The sequence below is a fragment of the Pseudomonas sp. CCC3.1 genome (assembly GCF_034347405.1).
Lineage (GTDB): Bacteria > Pseudomonadota > Gammaproteobacteria > Pseudomonadales > Pseudomonadaceae > Aquipseudomonas.
Genome location: NZ_CP133778.1, coordinates 1,099,010 through 1,120,281, shown reverse-complemented (window position 1 = coordinate 1,120,281; position 21,272 = coordinate 1,099,010). Strand labels below are relative to the sequence as shown.

23 protein-coding genes and 1 tRNA gene are annotated in these 21,272 nt (G+C 56.4%); 9 read left to right on the top strand and 15 right to left on the bottom strand.

Annotation, left to right across the window (positions count from 1 at the left end):
• Positions 1–24: 24 nt before the first annotated feature.
• Positions 25–327, top strand: coding sequence for a BrnA antitoxin family protein (locus RHM56_RS05125; protein WP_322239215.1), 303 nt, complete (start codon positions 25–27; stop codon positions 325–327).
• 322 nt (positions 328–649) lie between these two features.
• Here RHM56_RS05125 and RHM56_RS05120 read toward each other — a convergent pair whose 3' ends face one another.
• The 9 genes from RHM56_RS05120 to dapA all read right to left on the bottom strand — a co-directional run bounded on the left by RHM56_RS05120 (position 650) and on the right by dapA (position 7,697).
• On the bottom strand, positions 650–964 hold the full coding sequence (locus RHM56_RS05120; protein WP_322239213.1) for a hypothetical protein: 315 nt from the start codon (positions 962–964) through the stop codon (positions 650–652).
• A 285-nt stretch (positions 965–1,249) separates the two neighbouring features.
• The gene (locus RHM56_RS05115; protein WP_322239211.1) at positions 1,250–1,927 is read right to left on the bottom strand and encodes a hypothetical protein; all 678 of its coding nucleotides are present in this window, start codon (positions 1,925–1,927) and stop codon (positions 1,250–1,252) included.
• Between the two features lie 88 nt (positions 1,928–2,015).
• On the bottom strand, positions 2,016–2,405 hold the full coding sequence (locus RHM56_RS05110) for a hypothetical protein (RefSeq protein WP_322239209.1): 390 nt from the start codon (positions 2,403–2,405) through the stop codon (positions 2,016–2,018).
• A complete protein-coding gene (locus tag RHM56_RS05105) occupies positions 2,402–3,307 on the bottom strand; it encodes a hypothetical protein (protein ID WP_322239207.1) in 906 nt (301 codons plus the stop codon). Before RHM56_RS05105 ends, RHM56_RS05110 begins: the two co-directional genes overlap by 4 nt.
• 690 nt (positions 3,308–3,997) lie before the next feature.
• Positions 3,998–4,087 (bottom strand) — tRNA-Ser (locus RHM56_RS05100).
• Between the two features lie 93 nt (positions 4,088–4,180).
• The gene (gene purC / locus RHM56_RS05095) at positions 4,181–4,894 is read right to left on the bottom strand and encodes a phosphoribosylaminoimidazolesuccinocarboxamide synthase (RefSeq protein ID WP_322239205.1); all 714 of its coding nucleotides are present in this window, start codon (positions 4,892–4,894) and stop codon (positions 4,181–4,183) included.
• A gap of 28 nt (positions 4,895–4,922) precedes the next feature.
• Positions 4,923–5,681: an MBL fold metallo-hydrolase gene (locus tag RHM56_RS05090; RefSeq protein ID WP_322239203.1), complete on the bottom strand. Its 759-nt coding sequence runs from the start codon at positions 5,679–5,681 to the stop codon at positions 4,923–4,925.
• A 4-nt stretch (positions 5,682–5,685) separates the two neighbouring features.
• Positions 5,686–6,801, bottom strand: a complete 1,116-nt coding sequence (gene bamC / locus RHM56_RS05085) for an outer membrane protein assembly factor BamC (RefSeq protein ID WP_322239201.1) — start codon at positions 6,799–6,801, stop codon at positions 5,686–5,688.
• Between the two features lie 17 nt (positions 6,802–6,818).
• Positions 6,819–7,697 carry a 4-hydroxy-tetrahydrodipicolinate synthase gene (dapA, locus tag RHM56_RS05080; RefSeq protein ID WP_322239199.1) on the bottom strand — a complete coding sequence of 293 codons (879 nt, stop codon included), beginning with the start codon at positions 7,695–7,697 and terminating at the stop codon, positions 6,819–6,821.
• 327 nt (positions 7,698–8,024) lie between these two features.
• Between dapA and RHM56_RS05075 the strand changes: the two genes are divergently transcribed.
• Positions 8,025–8,585 carry a glycine cleavage system protein R gene (locus RHM56_RS05075; protein ID WP_322239197.1) on the top strand — a complete coding sequence of 187 codons (561 nt, stop codon included), beginning with the start codon at positions 8,025–8,027 and terminating at the stop codon, positions 8,583–8,585.
• A gap of 13 nt (positions 8,586–8,598) precedes the next feature.
• Positions 8,599–9,072 carry a peroxiredoxin gene (locus RHM56_RS05070; protein ID WP_322239195.1) on the top strand — a complete coding sequence of 158 codons (474 nt, stop codon included), beginning with the start codon at positions 8,599–8,601 and terminating at the stop codon, positions 9,070–9,072.
• A gap of 84 nt (positions 9,073–9,156) precedes the next feature.
• On the opposite strand, the gene queF is transcribed toward RHM56_RS05070, so the two are convergent.
• Together queF and RHM56_RS05060 are read right to left on the bottom strand one after the other, a co-directional pair.
• Positions 9,157–9,987: an NADPH-dependent 7-cyano-7-deazaguanine reductase QueF gene (queF, locus tag RHM56_RS05065; protein WP_322239193.1), complete on the bottom strand. Its 831-nt coding sequence runs from the start codon at positions 9,985–9,987 to the stop codon at positions 9,157–9,159.
• A 69-nt stretch (positions 9,988–10,056) separates the two neighbouring features.
• Positions 10,057–10,593, bottom strand: coding sequence for a cupredoxin family protein (locus RHM56_RS05060; protein WP_322239192.1), 537 nt, complete (start codon positions 10,591–10,593; stop codon positions 10,057–10,059).
• A gap of 153 nt (positions 10,594–10,746) precedes the next feature.
• Between RHM56_RS05060 and RHM56_RS05055 the strand changes: the two genes are divergently transcribed.
• Together RHM56_RS05055 and RHM56_RS05050 are read left to right on the top strand one after the other, a co-directional pair.
• Complete coding sequence (locus tag RHM56_RS05055; RefSeq protein WP_322239190.1) at positions 10,747–11,427, top strand: heavy metal response regulator transcription factor; 681 nt, start codon at positions 10,747–10,749, stop codon at positions 11,425–11,427.
• Positions 11,427–12,782 carry a heavy metal sensor histidine kinase gene (locus tag RHM56_RS05050; protein ID WP_322239188.1) on the top strand — a complete coding sequence of 452 codons (1,356 nt, stop codon included), beginning with the start codon at positions 11,427–11,429 and terminating at the stop codon, positions 12,780–12,782. The genes RHM56_RS05055 and RHM56_RS05050 overlap by 1 nt, the downstream gene beginning before the upstream one ends.
• Before the next feature lie 75 nt (positions 12,783–12,857).
• On the opposite strand, the gene RHM56_RS05045 is transcribed toward RHM56_RS05050, so the two are convergent.
• From RHM56_RS05045 to RHM56_RS05035, 3 genes are all read right to left on the bottom strand, one after another.
• Positions 12,858–14,102: a lipoprotein-releasing ABC transporter permease subunit gene (locus RHM56_RS05045; protein WP_322239186.1), complete on the bottom strand. Its 1,245-nt coding sequence runs from the start codon at positions 14,100–14,102 to the stop codon at positions 12,858–12,860.
• Positions 14,103–14,163: 61 nt separating this feature from the next.
• Complete coding sequence (lolD, locus tag RHM56_RS05040) at positions 14,164–14,847, bottom strand: lipoprotein-releasing ABC transporter ATP-binding protein LolD (RefSeq protein ID WP_322239184.1); 684 nt, start codon at positions 14,845–14,847, stop codon at positions 14,164–14,166.
• A gap of 7 nt (positions 14,848–14,854) precedes the next feature.
• On the bottom strand, positions 14,855–16,105 hold the full coding sequence (locus tag RHM56_RS05035; protein WP_322239182.1) for a lipoprotein-releasing ABC transporter permease subunit: 1,251 nt from the start codon (positions 16,103–16,105) through the stop codon (positions 14,855–14,857).
• Positions 16,106–16,199: 94 nt separating this feature from the next.
• Here RHM56_RS05035 and RHM56_RS05030 point away from each other — a divergent pair, with 94 nt between their 5' ends.
• Both RHM56_RS05030 and RHM56_RS05025 read left to right on the top strand, forming a co-directional pair.
• Positions 16,200–16,784 carry a PilZ domain-containing protein gene (locus RHM56_RS05030; RefSeq protein ID WP_322239180.1) on the top strand — a complete coding sequence of 195 codons (585 nt, stop codon included), beginning with the start codon at positions 16,200–16,202 and terminating at the stop codon, positions 16,782–16,784.
• 51 nt (positions 16,785–16,835) lie between these two features.
• The gene (locus RHM56_RS05025) at positions 16,836–17,558 is read left to right on the top strand and encodes a glycerophosphodiester phosphodiesterase (protein ID WP_322239178.1); all 723 of its coding nucleotides are present in this window, start codon (positions 16,836–16,838) and stop codon (positions 17,556–17,558) included.
• Positions 17,559–17,600: 42 nt separating this feature from the next.
• Here RHM56_RS05025 and sthA read toward each other — a convergent pair whose 3' ends face one another.
• Complete coding sequence (sthA, locus tag RHM56_RS05020; RefSeq protein ID WP_322239176.1) at positions 17,601–18,995, bottom strand: Si-specific NAD(P)(+) transhydrogenase; 1,395 nt, start codon at positions 18,993–18,995, stop codon at positions 17,601–17,603.
• A gap of 253 nt (positions 18,996–19,248) precedes the next feature.
• Between sthA and RHM56_RS05015 the strand changes: the two genes are divergently transcribed.
• Complete coding sequence (locus tag RHM56_RS05015; protein ID WP_322239174.1) at positions 19,249–19,812, top strand: chalcone isomerase family protein; 564 nt, start codon at positions 19,249–19,251, stop codon at positions 19,810–19,812.
• Positions 19,813–19,967: 155 nt separating this feature from the next.
• Positions 19,968–21,251 (top strand): MFS transporter, encoded by a 1,284-nt coding sequence (locus tag RHM56_RS05010; RefSeq protein WP_322239171.1) that lies wholly within the window; start codon positions 19,968–19,970, stop codon positions 21,249–21,251.
• The last annotated feature ends 21 nt before the right edge of the window (positions 21,252–21,272 follow it).

The following is a 21,272-nucleotide window of genomic DNA, read 5'->3' as shown; positions in this document are numbered from 1 at the left end:
GGCGAAAACAGGTGAGAAAGCACTGTGCAAACCTCCAGAAAGACTGATTGGGAACGCGTCAAGCGTGAAGCCGCTGCCGATGAGCCTGTAGCGCAAGTGACTGACGAGTTGTATAACCCCAATGATCCGGCAGCCGTAGATGCCTTCTTCGCTCAAGCAACTGTCCGTCGTCGAGGCGAATGCAGACCACAGAAAGCCCCGATCAAAGAGCGGGTTACTCTACGGCTTTCTCCGGAGGTGGTGGAATACTTCAAGGCGGGTGGTAGCGGCTGGCAAACGCGTCTGGATCAAGCATTGCAGCAGTATGTACAAGAGCACCAACATTAAAGTGCGCGGATCAAGGCCATGCATATCAAGTATCTCTCTTGCAGCAAGGCAGAGCGGGTGTACTAAACTTGCAATCTGTCGCACGCCTTCAAGAATGAATCCATCAAGATTCCTTCGGTCACTGGCGATATACCCGGTTTATGGTAAAGCAGAGCTGAATGCTGAAGAGCCAACTCATACAAGCAACCTAACGCTACCTTTTAAAATAAACGTTCAGTGGCACCGTCAACAGTAAATATCCTAATAGCCGAAATCCAAAAGCCGCAAAGAAAAAAGCGCTGCCTGAGACAACAAAATCAGGCAGAGCCATTGACAGCAACAATTAATGTGTAATTAAAATCTCATCAATATGATGCAGCAACTTGCCCTCGAAAAAAATGCTCACACCCGTGACATTCGACGCCCCAGAAACCTTATAAGCTACTGATTTATCGGTTAAAACGTCCAGGCCGATGTCTTGGGGAACGGTTAGTTTAAGATCCAGCCTCAGGTCGAAAGATTTATCCTGAATCTGGCTAACTTCCAGACTCAGCAAAATGGCTGAGTGAGGAACAGTTACAACGCCATCCACCCGAAAGAAATTATCATGGGGCATACGGTTGATCTGAGCTTTCCAGTTTTTAGTTTCAATATTCACAATCAATAATCCTTTTGATAGCTATGAATTTAATTTAAAAAATTTGTTTCCCGCCAAATAAAAATGCGCCATTACGCCAATCAAAGCAACTCCAGAGAGAAACCAATGGTAAGAATATCCTTCAGAAAAACAATCTAACAACAAATCTAAAAGCAACTTATAAACACACCTATGCTGATATTGCCCTATCCTCACAATATGACCCTTTCCTCACTCGCCCTCAGCATATCCGGCAAGTGAATCACTCCCCCTGCCCTTGGTTGGCATCGAGCACGTAGCCGCTTGCTAGCTTTGCCTTGTTTCCCCCGTGCATTCAACGGTGGCGCTCCAGCCGCTTTGGGTGAAAATCTGTTCTACCGAGTCCACCAGGTACTCGCCATCGAGCCGGGCTTTGGTCGCTTGTTCAGCGGCGGATTTGTTTGGGTAGATATGCCGGTCGGTGTGGCCTTCAGGGACTTCTTCGTTGTTGAGGGTGATGATTTGCAACTGAGCGATGCTTGGGTCCTGATGTTTGGTAATAACCGCTTTATGGGCGCTGAGATCTGCTAAACGACACTGCCAACGGCTCACGTCGCTGCGGATCAATGTAACTGTGCCCAAGAGCTTGCCGCTTGCGCTCTGCCCCGCTTGGCGCGGCATGACCAACAGCATGCCGTCGGCCACTTTGGCGGTGCAGTCGTACTGCTTGGCCAGCCGGGTGATGACGTTGAAGACTGACTCGCTCAGTTGGTCAGCCCGGGGGACTTTGGTGCTCACCGGGCATATGGGTAACCAGCCGTTTCGCACGGCTACGTCGTTGACGATGCTGGCCCCGCGATTTGGCAAGGAGACGGCGCTGTCGCGGTCATCGATGCGCAGCTCAAAGTCATCGGACTCCATACCAGGCTTGGCCGTGGTACGCAGCAATAGTAGGCGTGAGGTGGTGTCTGCGCCGTCTGCGACGATGCGAAAGGCGGGGGTCATGGGCAAACTCCAGACATGAAAAAACCCACTCGATGGTGGGCTATACATTTAAGTGCAACGCTGTGTTATTCGAAAATTCTCATACAGTCTATTTGAGCAACCCTGACTTTCTAAAAATGAACAGTAAAACCATTGCAGCTAAAAGCACTATCGAAGACCATTTTATAATGGCCAGCTTTCGTTTAAGACGTACGGGAAATGCATCCAGTTCTTCGATGCTGACTTCTCCACGTTTTAAGTAAAACCCCGGAAATGTAACAATTCCGGCTATCCACCCTACCAATAGAAGCATCCCCCAAGGCCCACCATTTCTAAGTGGAATATGAGGCCGAATAGCAGAAGATTTTTTCAAATGCGCCAACATCAAATCCATCTGCGTATACGCCATGTGAAGTGATACACCCACACAGATAAAAATCCCTCCAAAAATCAATAAAGAGAAGGTAAGAAATACTAAATCGGCAATGCTCACGTTCACTTAACTATCTCATAAATAACATCGCCAGCTTCCTCTCCGATTACGCCACCAATTGCGCCGGAAGCAAAAGAAGCAACACCTACCACTGCGATCCCACAAATCAATGTCCCCACACCACCCGTGGGCACACCAATCACGAAACAAACATATCCAACAGTTGAACCTGTTAACACAGCGCCTGCCGCCGCACCACCTGCGACGCCTCCCAAAAAGCTACCCGTTTCAGTAAACTTAATTCGCTTGCAAGCCGCAGTATTCCCCGCTGTACAAACGTCTTGAACCTTCATGTACGAGGCAGTTCCACCAATACCCGTGCCAATCCAACCTCCGAGTTTAAGATATTTGGATGCCTTGGACACACCTTCAATATGGGTGGCATATCCCGGTATTTGATCTGCGCCACCCGCTGCCGTCCAGCGATGAACCAGGCTTCGAGTAGAGATGCCAAGCGCACTTTTTAAATTCGGATGGTCCGGAAATCCTATGCCTTTACGGGTCAAAGCGGTCAGGTTCGTGTTGAGTTGTGCCAGCAGCCGTTTACGCTCTGCAAAAAACTCTGCTGAGCGCAAATGTCCATCAGTTTGGAATGACCGTACGTGCAGCGCTTCAATGTCTTTAAACAGGTTCTTTACATCGTCAAGGTTCTTGGCAAACATCGCCTCCCCGATCCCAATAGATGTTGCACCTTGGGCAAAAAGGGTTTCGATCTCGTCACGATGCCGAACCATAAAGTCAGCCTCTTCCGGACTAAGCGCTTTTACCGCTTCATTAGCTTTGGCGGCGGCCGCCATCAATATCGCTTCTTCGCGGGTGCATTGCAGGTTGTTGGGATCGCTCAACACGATCATCGAGCCCGCATTTACTTTGTTCAACCCAGGGTTGAGTGCGTCAAACTTGTTCATCACAGCGGGGTATTGCGACGAGAACAACGTAGCCTTTAACTGAGCGACTGTCGTACTTTTGGGAACAACATAGAAGCCTGGCTCTTGAAGTGGCGGCCTAAACTCTGACTTTGAAACCGGAAGTGGTTCTCTCTCCCGCTCAACGGGGCTATGAAAACTGCCAGGCCAGCCTCGTCCGGCAATGTGCGCATACCGACCCAAGTCATCAGAGAACTCCCAGGAAGCGTGCGATCTTTAAGAGTTAGGCTGAACCCTTCTCTACCACATCTTAATGAGGCTACTCAGAAGGTTTTGACAGTCATTGCCCAGAATGCGGAGAGGGATATTCCAACTTACGCCAGCGAGCTTTACCGACTAGTAGAACTGCCACGGTTGGTGTGTAAAGCAGCTATGGATGATTTACTCAGTACGAGCTTCATAGACATTTTCCCAAGTAACTGGGGGGCTGAAATGACCTTATCTGCCCACGGACGAGCGTACATCCTACATCCCGAGTCTCCGTTAGCAGGGGCCGTTAAAACTGCATGACGGGCCGCACAAGGACTACCCCCTGCACAGAACAAACACACTCATCACCACCCGACCCAAACACGAACTAAGTCGTACCACTTCAAAACTTTATGGCATGAGTAGTACAACCGGAAAACAAAAAAGCCCCGCAGACCTTGATCTGCGGGGCTTTCATTTGTATGGCGGAGAGATAGGGATTCGAACCCTAGGTACTGTCGCCAGTACAACGGATTTCGAATCCGTCCCATTCGGCCACTCTGGCATCTCTCCAACGGCGCGAATCATAACAACGCTTTTTGATTCAGGCAAAGCCTTTTTTCAAAAAAAATCGCGTGCTATCAGTTGCTTGCGCGCGTTTGCAGCTTAAAGCGGGACGCCGAGGCGGTTTGCAACTTCTTCGTAGGCTTCGATAACGTCGCCCAGACCCTGGCGGAAGCGGTCTTTGTCCATTTTCTTGCCGGTGGCTTTGTCCCACAGACGGCAGCCGTCCGGGCTGAATTCGTCGCCCAAAACGATGCTGCCATCGTGGAATACGCCGAACTCAAGTTTGAAGTCGACCAGCAGCAAGCCCGCGTCGTCGAACAGTTTGTTCAATACGTCGTTGACCTTGAGCGACAGTTCTTTCATGCGAACCAGTTGCTCGGCCGTACCCCAACCGAACGCCACAACGTGGGATTCGTTGATGAATGGGTCGCCCTTGGCGTCGTCTTTCAGGAACAGTTCGAAGGTGTAAGGGTTGAGCTTCATGCCCTCTTCTACACCCAAACGCTTGACCAGGCTGCCTGCGGCGTAGTTACGCACGACGCATTCAACCGGGATCATGTCGAGTTTTTTAACCAGGCATTCGTTGTCGCCCAGCAGTTTGTCGAATTGAGTCGGCACGCCGGCTGCTTCGAGTTTCTGCATGATGAAGGCGTTGAACTTGTTGTTCACCATGCCTTTGCGATCGAGCTGCTCGATGCGCTTGCCATCGAACGCTGAGGTGTCGTTGCGAAACAACAGGATCAAGCGGTTTTCGTCGTCGGTTTTGTAAACCGATTTCGCTTTACCGCGATAGAGTTCTTCACGTTTTTCCATGATGGGCTCCGCATGCTAAGTAGGTGGGCTAGGCGATTGTGCGCCAGTCGAGCCCTGAATCTTGATCCGCCAGTTGCAGCCAGTCCGGGTCGCACCCAAGGGTGTCGACGAAACATTGTCGGGCCAGCTGCGGCAGGTTGTTCTTGCTGCTGAGGTGGGCCAGCACCAGATGTTGCAGGTCTTTCCAGCCCAACTCGGCCACCAGGTTTGCGGCCTGATGGTTGTTCAAATGTCCTTCCTGACCACCGACTCGCTGCTTGAGAAAGTAGGGGTAGTGACCACGAGCCAGCAGGTCGCGGCAGTGGTTAGCCTCGATCATCAGTGCATCCAGGTCGCGATAGCTGTGCAGCACACCCGCGCAATAAGAACCCAGGTCGGTCAGCAAGCCAAAACGCCGCTGCCCATCGCTGAACACATATTGGGTGGGTTCCTGGGCATCATGCGCAACACGGGTCACGCTGATGCTCAAGGCGCCGATCTGCAACGTCTCTCCGTCCGCCACGAAACCGGCTGGCTCCAGTGGTTTGCGCATCCCGCGCTGAGTGCCACGGCTCATATACACCGGCAAATTGTAGCGCCGAGACAGCAAACCCACGCCATGCACATGATCGGCATGTTCGTGGGTTACCAGAATCGCGCTCAGTTGGTGCGGGCTTACGCCTAACCGAACCAGGCGGCGCTCGGTTTCTCGCAACGAGAAACCGCAATCGACCAATACATAGGTGCTGTCGCTGCTTACCAGCGTGCCATTCCCTTGGCTACCACTGCCGAGAACGGCAAAACGCATACCGTTAGCCCAGGTTGTCTTGAATCACGCCCAACACTTTGCGGGCCACTTCTGGCGGTGCAACTTTGTTGATGTTTTCTTCGACGGTCACCTGCACGCTGTCACCGACCTTGCTCAGGCGAACCTGATAACGCTGGGCACGGGCTTCAACTTCTTCCTTGTCCGGTTTGCCGCCAAAGAGGCTGGAGAAGAAACCAGGTTTCTCGTCCTTCTTCTCGGCTTTTTCGGCCAGGTTGATGTAGTACAGGCCCAGGGTGCGGTTGATGTCTTCAACGCGCCATTCGCCTTGCTCAAGCGCACGACCGACACTGGACCAGGCACGGTCGAGGTCTTCGGTCAGGCTCAATACCGGGTTGCCGCTGCCGTCTTCGTTCAGGCTGACACGTGCCGGGGTATCGAAATCACGTGCTGCCAGCAACGACACCGAACCGCCCTTCTCGGCGCTACGGCTCATGCTGATGAGCATTTCATCGACCAGACCGGCATCCAGACCGGTGTTAACCGAGTTCTGGGTGAACTCGACATTGGCCGTGCTACCGGCTGGACGGTTGGCGCTCACCACGTAGATTTCACTGGTGTTGCGCTGCACGCCCGGCTCGATGCGAACCCGCAGGCGAGTTTCGCTGTCGAGCGGCAGGCCGCTGCTCGTCACGTGACGGGCCATCGGTGCCGACAGTTCGTCAGCGCGCTGCCAGGCAGTGGTGAACTCGCCTGTTTGCGGACGCTGCTCGTCAATGCGAAAGCCGTTGTCCTGGAAGAATTGCATCGCCACCGGCCAGACTTCAGACGGTACGTGCTGCGCCATCACCCAACGGCTGTCGCCGGTTTTTTGCAGGGTGTAGTCGCTGGCACTGGCAATCGCGGCCAATGGCTGCGGACGTGGCACAACAAACTCGCCCTTGACGGTGTCATCAGCCACGTTGCTTGGAATAGGCAGCAGCGGCACAAGGCGTTTGTCAGTCTGAACACCTTCCGGCAACTTCATCGGCGCGGTTTGTTGCGCCTCCAGGTAGTCGCTGCCACGGTCCCGAAAATACCCATCAGGACCCCACAGCCAACCGCAGCCGCTGGTGCTCGAAATAATCACGGCTAGTGCCGAAAGTCCGGCCAATCGCTTCATGCGTAATGCTTCCTCAATTAAACCAGGACGCCGGACTGGCGCATGGCCTGCCGCAGCGGTTCGTGACAGGCTTCGCTGAGCCAGGTGAGCGGCAGACGGATACCGTCCGGCATCAAGCCCATCTCATGCAGCGCCCATTTCACGGGGATTGGGTTGGATTCGATAAACAGGGTTTTATTGAGCGGCATCAGCTTTTCATGAATTGCCCGAGCAGTAGCAGCATCACCACGCATCGCAGCAGCACACAGGTCGCTCATGTCACGCGGGGCAACGTTGGCAGTCACCGAGATATTGCCCTTGCCGCCGAGCAGGATCAGCTCAACCGCCGTGGCGTCATCGCCGGAGTACACCAGGAAGTCGCTGCTCACGCCAGCCAGAATGGCCGGTACACGGCTCAGGTCGCCAGTGGCTTCCTTGATGCCGATGATGTTTTTCACGGTCGACAGACGCACAACCGTCTCAGGCAACATGTCGCAAGCCGTACGGCCCGGCACGTTGTAGAGGATCTGTGGGATGTCGACCGCTTCAGCGATGGCCTTGAAGTGCTGATACAAGCCTTCTTGGGTCGGCTTGTTGTAATACGGCGTGACCAGCAGGCAGGCATCAGCGCCAGCGGCCTTCGCATTGGTGGTCAGCTCGATCGCTTCACGCGTCGAGTTGGCGCCTGTACCGGCAATCACCGGAATACGCCCCGCCACCTGTTTGACAACGTGACGAATCACTTCGATGTGTTCGTTCACATCCAGAGTTGCTGATTCACCTGTAGTGCCAACGGCAACAATGGCGTTGGTGCCCTCTTGCAGGTGAAAGTCCACCAGTTTGCTCAGAGCGTCCCAATCAAGACGACCTTGTGCATCCATAGGTGTGACCAGTGCCACCATACTGCCCGCAATCATGCAACCGCTCCTGCCGGAAAAAGAGAGCCGTAATGGTACTGGCGCCATGACCCTTGCACAAGCAACAGCGAGCCTCATGAGCATTCCCCTTCGCGTTGCTTTTCGCTACCCTTCATCCTTTGATTGGTACCGATGTGTGCGAACGTCTGTTTTACAGGCCTTTATGTAAGCATTGCGCGCCCTGCCCCTACACCGCCGAACGCGATTTGCACTTTTTGCAAAACGCCTGTGGCGGCGTGCTGGCGGGCTTATGCTGCTTGCTCGACGCCTGTTTACGCCCTGCGCTTCATCAAACGTACTGACCGCTCATCGTTTTAGGAAGGCTGCATGTCCACCCCCACAGTCCGCGAACAATTCCTTGTCATCAGTGCCCTTGGCGCCAACCCAATGGAGCTGACTAACGTCCTGTGCCGCGCCAGCCATGAAAATCGCTGCGCTGTTGTGACCTCTCGTCTGACTCGCCACGGCGAATGCAGCGCGCTGGTCCTGGAAATCACTGGCAGTTGGGACGCCCTGGCCCGCCTCGAAGCCGGCCTGCCCTCCCTCGCCAAAAAGCACGCCTTTAGCGTTAACGTGGTGCGCAGTGCCGCCCTCGAAACCCGTCCACAGGCGCTGCCCTACGTGGCTTATGTCAGTTCGGCCTACCGCTCGGACATCATCAACGAGCTGTGCCAGTTCTTCATGGACCACAACGTTGAACTCGAAAACCTGACCTGCGATACCTATCAGGCACCGCAAACCGGCGGCACCATGCTCAATGCCACGTTCACTGTGACCCTTCCGGCTGGCGTGCAAATCAGTTGGCTGCGCGATCAGTTCCTGGATTTCGCCGACGCATTGAACCTCGACGCGTTGATCGAACCATGGCGCCCACAGAACCCGATGTAAGGAAGCCCTACTCATGGCCGTTGCAATTGACCAACCCGTAAGCGACTTCCAAATCCCGGCCACTGGCGGCAAAACCGTCAGTTTGTCGGAGCTCAAAGGCAAGCACGTGGTGATTTACTTCTATCCCAAGGACAGCACCCCGGGATGCACCACCGAAGGCCAGGGCTTTCGCGACCACTACGCCGAATTTCAGGCGGCTAACACTGAAGTGTTTGGCGTATCACGCGACAGCCTTAAATCCCATGAGAACTTCAAGGCCAAGCAGGCATTTCCGTTTGAGTTGCTGAGCGACAAGGACGAAGCCCTGTGCCAGTTGTTTGACGTGATCAAGCTGAAAAAGCTCTATGGCAAGGAATACCTTGGCGTGGATCGCAGCACCTTCCTGATCGACAAGGACGGTGTATTGCGTCACGAATGGCGCGGCGTGAAAGTGCCGGGGCATGTTGAAGCGGTACTGGAACAGGCCCAGCAATTGAACCTGACCTGACCTTGTAAGAGCGAGCTTGCCTCGCGATCTTTTAATCTTTTAAAAGATCGCGAGGCAAGCTCGCTCTTACACGATCAAATCGTTTTACTGACGCACCAACCGCACGTTCTGGAATTCAACCGTTTCGGTACTGCGGTACGGGTTGATGTCCAGCCCGCCACGGCGCACGTAGCGCGCATACACGGTCAATTTCTCGGGCTTGAGCAAACGTTGCAAATCGAGAAAAATCCGCTCGACACATTGCTCATGAAAGTCTGAGTGCTGGCGAAAGCTCACCAGATACGCCAGCAAACTGGCGTGATCCAGCGCCGCGCCACGGTACTCGACCACAACTGTGCCCCAGTCCGGCTGGCTGGTGACCGGGCAGTTGGACTTGAGCAAATGGCTGTGCAGGCTTTCTTCAACAACCTGCGAGTCATCGCACTTCAGCAGTTCCGGACGCGGCTGCTCGTAATCGCTGACGGTAATGTCCAGATCATCAATGCACACACCTGGCAAAACGCCTACACCATCCGCCTGAACGTCGTTCAAGCTGCGCACGCGAACGCTCACAGGCTTGCCCGAAGCGGCTGACAAATCGGACCGCAACGTAGCTTCCAGGCTTTGCTTATCAGCAAAAACGGTCTGATTGAGCGAATTGAGGTACAGCTTGAAGGACTTGGATTCAACGATATTCGGCGAATCGGCAGCAAAGCAGAACTCACCAATGGCGACCACCGGCTTGCCCGATGGCAACAACCACGACAGTTCGAAGCAGTTCCAGAAGTCCACCCCCACATAAGGCAGCGTTTCGGCGCTCAGTCCCAGCTCTGCCCATTTCGCCGCACGCGGGATCGGGAACAGCAAGGACGGGGTGTAGGTGCTGATGTATTCACTGGACTTGCCCAGCGGCGAATGTTCGGCTGCGGGATGCATGACAAAAACCTGGCTATAAAAACCCGGCAATTCTACAGGCTTTCAGGCCCCGCAGACGATCAAGCCGATTTAAGGCGCAACTTTCAGCTGACCGACCATGCCCGCCTGATAATGCCCCGGCACATTGCAGGCAAATTCCAGGTTGTCGGTCTTGGCAAAGGTCCAGGTCAGCTCAGCGGTTTTACCCGGCTCAACCAGCACACTGTTAGGATCGTCGTGCTTCATGCCCGGCATGTCCATAGAGCCGTGCCCCATCGCTGAATGGTCCATGCCAACGTGATTCATGCCGGTCGCAGTCAACATCCCGCTCTGTTGCATCTCAAGCATTTCTTTTTGATGCTCGGCGTGCATGGCCGCATGACCCAGATTGAACTCGTGCAGCAGTTGACCTTTATTCACCAGGACAAAATGCACCGTTTCGCCCGCTTTCACGTCCAGCGACTTGGGGTTGAACGCAATGTCAGTCATGTCAACCTCAACCGTGCGCGTTGCACTGGCAGCTGGCGCAGGCTGACCAAAATCAGAATGCTCCCCCGGAGAAGCCATGACTGGCACGCTCAGCACCAGCAAACAACCTGCGAGAGACAAACGCTTACGTACCGTCATACTTACCTCCAGAAACTTAAAGTCAGTCTTTCAACTACCTTAAAGCCCCGCGACTGGCATTCAACTGACTGCAAGATTACAACTTTGTCAGCTTGACCCGACAGACAACACCCCACTGTATAAGGTTGAGGTTATTTTTGTGATGAGCCCTCCATGAAGCTGCTGATTGTCGAAGACCAGGCCAAAACCGGCCAGTACCTGCGCCAAGGCTTGAGCGAAGCCGGCTTTACCACTGAGCTGGCCGCCGATGGCATTACCGGGCAACACCTGGCACTGACCGGTGATTACTCGCTGTTGATACTCGACGTGATGCTGCCCGGTCGCGATGGCTGGCAAATCCTGCAAGCGGTGCGCAGCGCGGGGCTGGACATGCCGGTGCTGTTTTTGACCGCACGCGATGCCGTAGAAGACCGCGTGCACGGCCTTGAGTTGGGGGCTGACGATTACCTGGTCAAACCGTTCGCCTTTTCAGAGCTGCTGGCACGGGTGCGCAGCCTGTTGCGCCGTGGCAGCAGCACCACACAAGAAACCAGCCTGCAATTGGCCGACTTGCGCCTGGACCTGATTCGCCGCCGCGTCGAACGCAATGGTCAGCGCATCGACCTCACCGCCAAAGAGTTCTCCCTGCTGGAATTGCTGCTGCGCCGCCAGGGCGAAGTGCTGCCTAAATCCTTGATCGCCTCGCAAGTGTGGGACATGAATTTTGACAGCGACACCAACGTGATCGAAGTGGCGATTCGCCGCCTGCGCCTGAAAATTGATGACCTCCACGAACACAAGCTGATTCACACCGTGCGTGGCATGGGCTATGTGCTCGAAGAGCGCGACCACTGATGCGCCAACTGTCACTGAGCACCCGCCTGGCGCTGTTGTTTGCGGGCTGCACCGCCGTTGTTTCGTTGTTTGCCGGGGTGTTGTTCGGGCGGGCCAGTGAAGTGCACTTCATCGAACTCGATCAACAACTGATGGAAAGCCGACTCGCGGTCTTGCGCGGCACACTGCACGGCGCCGACACGCTGGAAGCCTTCACTCTGCGCCTGCCGACACTGCTGCAAGACCTCAGTCATCAGCCAGACCTCGCCGTGCGGGTTCGTGGGCCAGACGGGCACCTGTGGTTTGACAGCTCCACGCGCTTGCCGCAAGCGTTGCCGACGCAGCCGGGGCTTGGCAGCCTGCAAATCGGCGGCACCGAATACCGGGTACTCAACCCTCGTCCCGAGAGCCCTGACACACCGCAACTGACCTTGCTGCTCGACATCACCCACCATCAACACTTCCTGCAACGCATGCAGCGGCTGATCTGGATGACCGTTGGCCTCTCAGCGCTGGCTACCGCCATTCTCGGTGCCTGGGCCGCCCGTAGCGGCTTGCGCCCATTGCGCCGCATGAGCGCGATTGCAGCGAGTGTGTCGGCAGATTCGCTCAATGCGCGCTTGCCCCACGCACAGATGCCACCCGAACTGGCGGAACTGGCCATCGCGTTTAACGCCATGCTGGAACGGCTGGATGACTCCTTTCAGCGATTGTCGGCGTTCTCCGCCGATATTGCGCATGAACTGCGTACGCCGCTCTCCAACGTGCTGACCCACACCCAAGTCACCCTGACCCGACCGCGAGACATCGAAGCGTACAAAGAGGCGCTGCACAGCAACCTCGAAGAACTGCAATGGATGGCGCAACTGGTCAACGACATGCTGTACCTGGCCAAGGCCGACCATGGCTTGCTCACACCGAGCCACGAGCCGCTGGACCTGGCCCGCGAACTGGAATCGCTGCTGGAGTTTTATGCGCTATCGGCCGAAGACTCGCAGATTGCACTGACCTGCGAAGGCACTGCGCGGATCGCCGGAGACCGCAGCATGCTGCGTCGCGCCCTCTCCAACCTGCTGGATAACGCGCTGCGTTACACACCGGCTGGCGGGACTATCAAAGTGGTGATCAGCAAAACGGCGAGCGCCGTGCGTATCAGCCTGTCAAACACCGGCGCGGGGATTGCTCCCGAACTGTTGCCTCGCTTGTTTGACCGCTTTTATCGGGCCGACCCGGCACGTAGCGAAGGCAGCAACGAGCATGCGGGATTAGGGCTGGCCATCACCCAATCGATCATCCGCGCGCATGGTGGGCAGATTCGCTGCGAGTCGCAGGAAGGCTGGACACAGTTTGTGATTGAGTTACCACGCAACGCCTGACCCACCCTGTAGGAGCGAGCTTGTCTCGCGATCTTTTGATCTTTAAAAGATCGCGAGGCAAGCTCGCTCCTACAATCAGGAATACCGCAGCGCGTGCGCAGGCTCGATCTTGGCCGCGCGATAGGCCGGGTACAACGTGGCCAAAAAGCTCAGCAAGAAGCCCGCACCGCAGATCAAGGCCACGTCGCCGCCTTGCAGTTCTGATGGCAGGTTGCTGACGAAGTACACGTCAGAGCTGAAGATGTGCTGCCCGGAAACCCGCTCCATCCAGCCCACCAGCTCGCTGACATTCAACGCCGCAATCACGCCCAGCACGCCGCCAATCAAAGTGCCGACAATACCGATCACGGTACCCTGCACCATGAAAATCGCCATGATCTGGCGCGGTGTCGCGCCAATGGTGCGCAAGATCGCGATGTCCGCGCCCTTGTCGTTCACCACCATGATCAAGGTGGCGATGATGTTGAACGCCGCCACGGCGACAATCATCAGCAGCAACAGGCCAATCATGGTTTTTTCCATTTTCATGGCGCTGAACAAACTGCCCTGGGTGTGAGTCCAGTCGTCAGGCTTGTAGTCCGCCCCCAGTCCCGCCGCGATTTGCTGCGCGACGTGCGGCGCCGCGTACAGGTCTTTGACCGCCAGACGCACGCTTTGCACCTGGTTCGGCTGCCAATGCTGGATAGCCGCAGCATCGGCCATGTGCACCAGGCCCATCGAGCCATCCAGCTCAGCCCCGACCTTGAAGATGCCCACCACGTTCAAACGCTGCAAACGTGGGGTAATCCCGCCCGGCGCGGTGCTGGCTTCAGGCACGATCAAGGTGATCTTGTCGCCCACGCTCAAGCGAAAACGCCGTGCTGTGATGTCACCGAGCACAACCCCGAACTCGCCGGGTTTCAGGTCTTCAAGTTTGCCCTGCACGATGTGCTGGGTGACGATCGACACCTTGCCTTCCAGTGCCGGATCCACACCGCTGATCTGAATCGGCTGCATCGAACCCTTGTAGGACAGCATGCCGTCCATCTCGGTAAACGGCACAGCCGCCGTCACTTCCGGGTTTTTCATCGCCGCATCAGCCACCGGGCGCCAGTCATCAATCGGCTTTACACCGACGATGGTCGCGTGCGGCACCATGCCGAGAATGCGGTTACTCATTTCACGCTGAAAACCGTTCATCACCGACAACACCACGATCATCGCCAGCACGCCCAGGGCGAGGCCGATCATCGAGGTCATGGAGATAAACGAAACAAAACGATTGCGGCGCTTGGCGCGGGTATAGCGCGTGCCGATAAAAATCGATAACGGTCTGAACATTCGCGGGCACCGTATAAAAATAAAAGACCCGACGCCGTCAAACGGCGCCGGGCTTGGCCGATCAAATCGCGGTCAGGCGACCTTCTTGAAGGTGCAGTACGCGATCCATCTGCCGGGCCAGGTTCATGTCGTGGGTCACCACCAGGAACGCGGTGCGCATCGAGGTGCTGAGTTCCAGCATCAAGTCCTGAATACCTTGGGCGGTGTGCGAGTCGAGGTTGCCGGTCGGCTCGTCGAGCATCACCAGCCCTGGGTTGTTGACCAGCGCGCGGGCAATGGCCACACGCTGACGCTCACCACCCGACAGCTCGGCGGGCTTGTGCTCAAGGCGATGACCCAGGCCAACGCGGGTCAGCAAGGCCGTCGCCCGCTCACGCGCTTCAGGGATCGGGGTTTTGCCGATCAGCAGCGGCATGCACACGTTTTCGAGCGCAGTGAACTCAGCCAGCAAGTGGTGAAATTGGTAAACGAAGCCCAGCGAGCGGTTACGCAGCAGGCCACGGGCCTTTTCGCCCAGCGCCGACAACTCTTCGCCCGCCAGCCAGACGCTGCCGGTGGTCGGGGTATCGAGGCCGCCCAGCAGGTTGAGCAACGTACTTTTGCCCGAACCCGAGGTCCCGACAATCGCCACGCGCTCGCCCGGATGCAGCTCCAGTTGCAGACCCGACAACACCACCACTGACTCCGGGCCTTCCTCGTAGGACTTGCCCAGGTCGCGGCAACTCAACACTGATTGTTCTTTCATGCCCAACTCACTCATAACGAAGCGCCTGCGCAGGCTGGGTGCGCGCAGCACGCCAAGCCGGGTACAAGGTCGCGAGGAAACTCAGAACCAACGCAGCACCGCACACCATCAACACATCCTGGGCCTGCAATTGCGACGGCAAGTAGTCGATGAAGTACACGTCTGCGTTGAGAAACTTATGTCCGATCAGGCCTTCAAGGGCCGAGATTGCAGCACTGACATTCAGCGCTGCCAAGATCCCGACCACCGCGCCGATGGCGGTCCCGACGACACCGATGACGGTCCCCTGCACCATGAAGATGGCCATGATCGTGCCCGGTGTCGCCCCCAAGGTGCGCAGGATCGCGATGTCACCTTTCTTGTCATTGACCACCATGACCAGCGTGGAAATGATGTTGAACGCTGCCACAGCAACAATCAGCAACAACAGCAAGCCAATCATGGCTTTTTCCATGCGGATGGCTTGGTACAGGTTGCCGTGGGTGCGGGTCCAGTCACGAGCGTAATACTGGCCATCACCCAGCTGTTGGGCGATTTCCCACGCGGTGCGCGGTGCCTGGAACAGGTCGTCAAACTTGAGTCGTAAACCTTGCACCTGATCAGGCTTCCAGCGCTGCAAACGCGCCAGATCCTGCAAGTTGGTCAACCCCAGGTAGCCGTCGATTTCACCTGCGCCGACATGGAAGATGCCCTGCACAGTGAAACGTTTCATGCGCGGGAACATCCCGGCCGGGGTCACGGTGACTTCCGGCGCAACGAATGTCAGCTTGTCGCCCACTACCACACCCAGCGCCTTGGCGGCCTTGTCACCAATGATGATGCCGAAGCTGCCGGGGCTCAGCGAATCCAGCTGTCCCTCAAGCATGAAGTGGTCGATGATCGAAACCTTGCGTTCCTGCACCGGGTCAATGGCATTGAGCAGCACTTTCTGCACATTGCCATCGTGGGTCAGCAAGCCCTGCATCTGAGTAAACGGCGCGACGGCCTCTACTTTCGGGTTTTGCTGAACCTTGGTTGCCAGGCTCTGCCAGTCGCTGATTGGCTGATCGCCAACGATGGTCGCGTGGGGCACCATGCCTAACACGCGGGTGCGCATCTCATGATCGAAGCCGTTCATGACCGAGAGCACGACAATCATTACAACCACGCCGAGGGCGAGTCCGATCATTGAAGTCAGAGAAATGAACGACACAAAATGATTGCGGCGCTTTGCACGGGTATAACGCGTGCCAATAAATACGAAGAGAGGTCTGAACATGTCGGGGCTTGTTCTAGGGAAAAGAAGGCGTCCTTGTGGCGGGGCCTGATAAGCAGCTTTACACTCTGACCACAGCCGCCATCATGGGTTCGCCATGTCGACATTAGATGAAGCAAATCGCCGCGAATACTACCGTATCGAGGATGTGATCGCACTGGAAATAAGCCCGCTATCAGCCCCCGAGGCCGAGAGCGGCAAAGTGTTGCAGGATGCATCGCCACTGTTCAATTTACTCAGTGAATTGCACCTCAGCGAATTTGAGTCCCAGCACCTGTTGCGCCAGATCAGCGAACGCGACCGCACGCTGTCCAGCTACCTGAAAACCCTGAACAAACGCGTCGACCTGCTCAGCCAGATCGTGGCGCAAACGGTGCTGGGCAAAATCGGTGAACTGCAGCCGGTGAAGTTGTCTGAAGGCGGTATCGAATTTCATCACCCGCACCCCTACCCGCCTGGCAGCCATCTGTCCGTCAAGCTGGTGCTGATGCCGCAAGCCCTCGGGTTGCTGCTGCGCGCCCGCGTCGTCGAGTGCCAGGCACAAGAGGGCCGCTATCAATTTGTTACCGAGTTTGAATCGCTGACCGAGACCCAACGCCAATTGTTGGCCCGTTACATTTTGCAGAAACAAGCTCAGGCACGCCGCCTGGCCCGCGAACTGGACGAACCAACGACCGAATAAGCCGTCAATGGCACTTCTGTAGACGCAGTGAAGCTGCACAAAGGAGCAATTGTGACCCTGATTTATGGCCATCGCGGCGCCAAAGGCGAAGCACCGGAAAACACCCTCGCCAGCTTTGAGCAATGCCTCAAGCATGGCGTTCGTCGCTGCGAACTCGATCTGCACTTGTCCAAAGATGGCGACCTGATGGTGATCCACGACCCGACGCTCAAGCGCACCACTGATCGGCGCGGCAAAGTCATCGAACAGATGGCTGCCGACCTGGTGACCTATGACGCGCGCAAAGGCGGCCCGGGCTGGGTGCATCCGTGCCCGATCCCGCGCCTTGAAGAACTGTTTGAAAAGTGCGACTTCGAACACTGGCAGCTTGAAGTCAAAAGCGCATCACGCACTCGCGCCGCCACGACCGTACTGGCGATTCGCGAAATGGCTGTACGCCACGGCCTGATGGACAAGGTCACCGTCACCTCCAGCTCGCGAGAAGTGCTCAAGGCCGCGCAGGAGCTGACCCCGGACCTGTCGCGCGGACTGGTCGCCGAATACGCATGGCTCGACCCGCTGAAGGTCGCCCAGAGTTATGGTTGCGAGATTTTGGCGTTGAACTGGACACTCTGTACGCCTGAACGCCTGGAGAAAGCCCAGCGCCAGGGTTTGCATGTGTCGGTGTGGACAGTCAACGAACCTGCGCTGATGCGCAGGCTCGCTGATTTCGGCGTCGACAGCCTGATTACAGACTTTCCCGGTTTGGCCACTGCCACCCTTGGGAATGGCTGAAATCGGTCTCCCCGGCCGGCTCAGGCCACCGGCCGGAGCCGCTTAAAAAAGCCGGTTAAGGCCATCGTAAGCCGCTACCCGATAGGCTTCAGCCATGGTCGGGTAGTTGAACGTGGTGTTGACGAAGTATTTCAGGGTGTTCAGTTCACCCGGCTGGTTCATGATCGCCTGGCCAATGTGCACGATTTCTGAAGCCTGATAACCGAAGCAGTGAACGCCCAGCACTTCAAGGGTTTCACGGTGGAACAAGATTTTCAGCATGCCCTGAGGCTCGCCGGCAATCTGTGCACGCGCCATGCTCTTGAAGAACGCCTTGCCCACTTCATACGGCACTTTGGCCTGAGTCAGTTCTTGCTCGTTCTTACCAATCGAGCTGATTTCCGGAATGGTGTAAATGCCGGTCGGCACGTCATTCACGAAACGCCAGCTGCCGTTGTCGACAATGCTGCCTGCCGCGGAACGGCCCTGGTCATGGGCGGCACTGGCCAGGCTTGGCCAGCCGATCACATCACCGGCGGCATAGATGTTCGGCACATCGGTGCGGTAGTTTTCATCAACATGCACCTGGCCACGGCCGTTGGCTTTAAGGCCGACGTTTTCCAGACCCAACTGGTCGGTATTACCGGTACGGCCGTTGCACCAGAGCAAGGCGTCGGCTTTGATTTTTTTGCCGGACTTGAGGTGCAGGATCACGCCGTTTTCAACGCCCTCAACGCGCTCGTACTCTTCGGTGTGACGAACGGTGATGTTGTTGTTGCTGAAGTGGTAGCTCAGGGCCTGCGAGATCTCGGAGTCGAGGAAGCTCAGCAGTTGTTCGCGATTGTCCACCAGCTCAACCAACACACCCAGACCGCTGAAGATCGACGCGTACTCACAACCGATCACGCCCGCGCCGTAAATGATCAACTTGCGCGGGGTGTGGCCCAGGCTCAGGATGGTGTCGCTGTCGTAGATTCGCGAGTGAGTGAAATCGATGTCGGCCGGGCGATACGGACGCGAACCGGTGGCGATAATGATTTGCTTGGCCATCAGGGTTTCAACGACGCCGTTAGGGCATACCACTTCGATGGTTTGCTCGTCGGTGAAACTGCCGGTGCCGAAGAACAGGTCAACACGGTTGCGGGCGTAGTAACCGGTACGCGAAGCCACTTGCTTGGAAATGACTTTTTCGGCGCTTTTCAGCACGTCCGGGAACGAAAACCAGCGCGGCTCACCAATGGCCCGAAACATCGGGTTGGTGTTGAACTGCATGATCTGGCGAACCGAGTGACGCAAGGCTTTGGACGGGATCGTGCCCAAGTGCGTGCAGTTGCCGCCGACCAGACGCCGGCTATCAACCATTGCCACCTTGCGCCCTGCTTTTGCGGCGTTCATTGCCGCGCCTTCTCCTGCAGGGCCAGAGCCCAGTACCACTACATCGTAGTTGTAGACAGCCATGCGTACTCCTCAGAACAGGCCGTGGCACCGCTTTGGGCACCTACGGCTAAATCATGTCGCGGCCAGCGTCATGAAGGGTCAAAACGTGGGGCACAGTCTATAGAAGCCTGAACGCCGCGAACATTAACCCTTGGTCTTGTCGTAGGCTAATTTTGCATTCACTACATGACACTCTCAGATTTGTAACAGCCCACACACTCAATTCACAAAACTGGCATACGCTCTAACCACCTATCGATCAGAGCCCGCCACCATGCGCCAGATAGTGATCGTTCTTATGTTGGTGTACAGCGCCACCAGCCTGGCCGATGAGGCTGCGCTGTTCAAGGAGGCGAATTTTCCTGCGAAATGGAATGAGGGCTCGCAGGTCATGCCGCGTAAAAGTCAGATTGTGCTGAAGTATTTGTGGGCTGACATCTATGTGGCGGCGCTGTTCACCCCACCCGATGTCAGCCCCCAAGTGGCTTTTAATGAACAGCGCGACTTACGTCTGGAGTTGTTCTACCTGCGCGACCTGGATCACAGCGATATCACGGACGCCTGCGCCACCATTCTCAAACGCCAACACTCTGTAGCTTTTCTGGCCAGGCATGCGGCCGCACTCAAAAAACTCCAAAGCAGCTTCGGCGATATCAAGCGTGGTGATCGCTACGCGCTGGACTACGACCCACAACGCGGGCTGAACATTGAGCGTAATGGCGCAGTGATCTACAACAGCCAAAATCATGAACTGGCCAAACTCTACCTGGGCATCTGGCTCGCCCCCGACGGGCTGCCCGACAAACTTCGTCAGGATTTATTGGCCCTGAAGCCATAGTCCCGAGGTGTAGCCGTAACAAAAGTTGCCTACGCCCGCCGATACACATATCGTTACAAAACTGTTTTGTACAACGGCGTACGCCTTGATCTTGCAGTGTGGACGAGTAAAAAACATGGATTACGCATAAAACAGATAAAAGCGGGTGATTTCTGATGGCCTCCAGTACAGGCAAAGGCAAGGCGATTTTTCGCGTTGTCAGCGGTAACTTTCTCGAAATGTTCGACTTCATGGTCTTTGGCTTTTACGCCACGGCCATTGCCAAAACCTTCTTCCCAAGTGACAGCGCTTTCGCATCACTCATGCTTGCCCTGGCGACCTTCGGCGCCGGATTCCTGATGCGCCCATTGGGTGCGATTATTCTGGGCGCTTACATCGACCGTCACGGCCGTCGCAAAGGCCTGATCATCACCCTCGCACTGATGGCCATGGGCACTGTGCTGATTGCCTGCGTGCCGGGTTATGCCACCCTGGGCGTCGCAGCACCGCTACTGGTATTGCTCGGCCGCTTGCTGCAAGGCTTCTCGGCAGGCGTGGAACTGGGCGGCGTATCGGTTTACCTGGCGGAAATCGCCACGCCGGGTCGCAAAGGCTTCTTCGTTAGTTGGCAGTCCGCCAGCCAGCAAGCCGCCGTGGTGTTCGCCGGCTTGCTCGGCGTGGGCCTCAACCACTGGCTGAGCCCAGAAGACATGGGTGACTGGGGCTGGCGCATTCCGTTTCTGATTGGCTGCATGATCGTGCCTGTGATCTTTGTCATTCGTAAATCGATGGAAGAAACCCCTGAGTTTGAAGCCCGTAAACACCACCCTACCCTGCGTGAAATCATAACCTCCGTAGGCCAGAACTTTGGCTTGGTGCTGGGCGGCATGGCCCTGGTGGTCATGACCACGGTGTCGTTCTACCTGATCACCGCCTACACCCCGACTTTCGGCAAGGCCGAACTGCACCTGAGCGATTTCGAAGCGCTGCTGGTCACGGTGTGCATTGGGCTGTCGAACTTCTTCTGGTTGCCGGTCATGGGCGCACTGTCGGACAAGGTTGGCCGCAAACCCTTGCTACTGGGCGCGACCATTCTGGCGATTCTGACGGCGTACCCGGCACTGTCATGGCTGGTGGCAAACCCCAGCTTCAGTCACTTGCTGATCGTGGAATTGTGGTTGTCGTTCCTGTATGGCTCGTACAACGGTGCCATGGTGGTTGCCCTGACCGAAATCATGCCCGCAGAAGTGCGTACCACCGGCTTCTCGCTGGCTTACAGCCTGGCGACAGCGACCTTTGGCGGCTTCACCCCGGCGGCGTGTACTTACCTGATCCACGTGCTGGACAACAAGGCAGCACCCGGCCTGTGGCTCACCGGCGCCGCAGTTCTGGGCCTGATTGCAACCGTGGTGCTGTTCCGCGGTAACAAGCACGAACTGCGCGTAGCGCAAGCGGCTTAAGCGGACTTGCGCATATCTGTA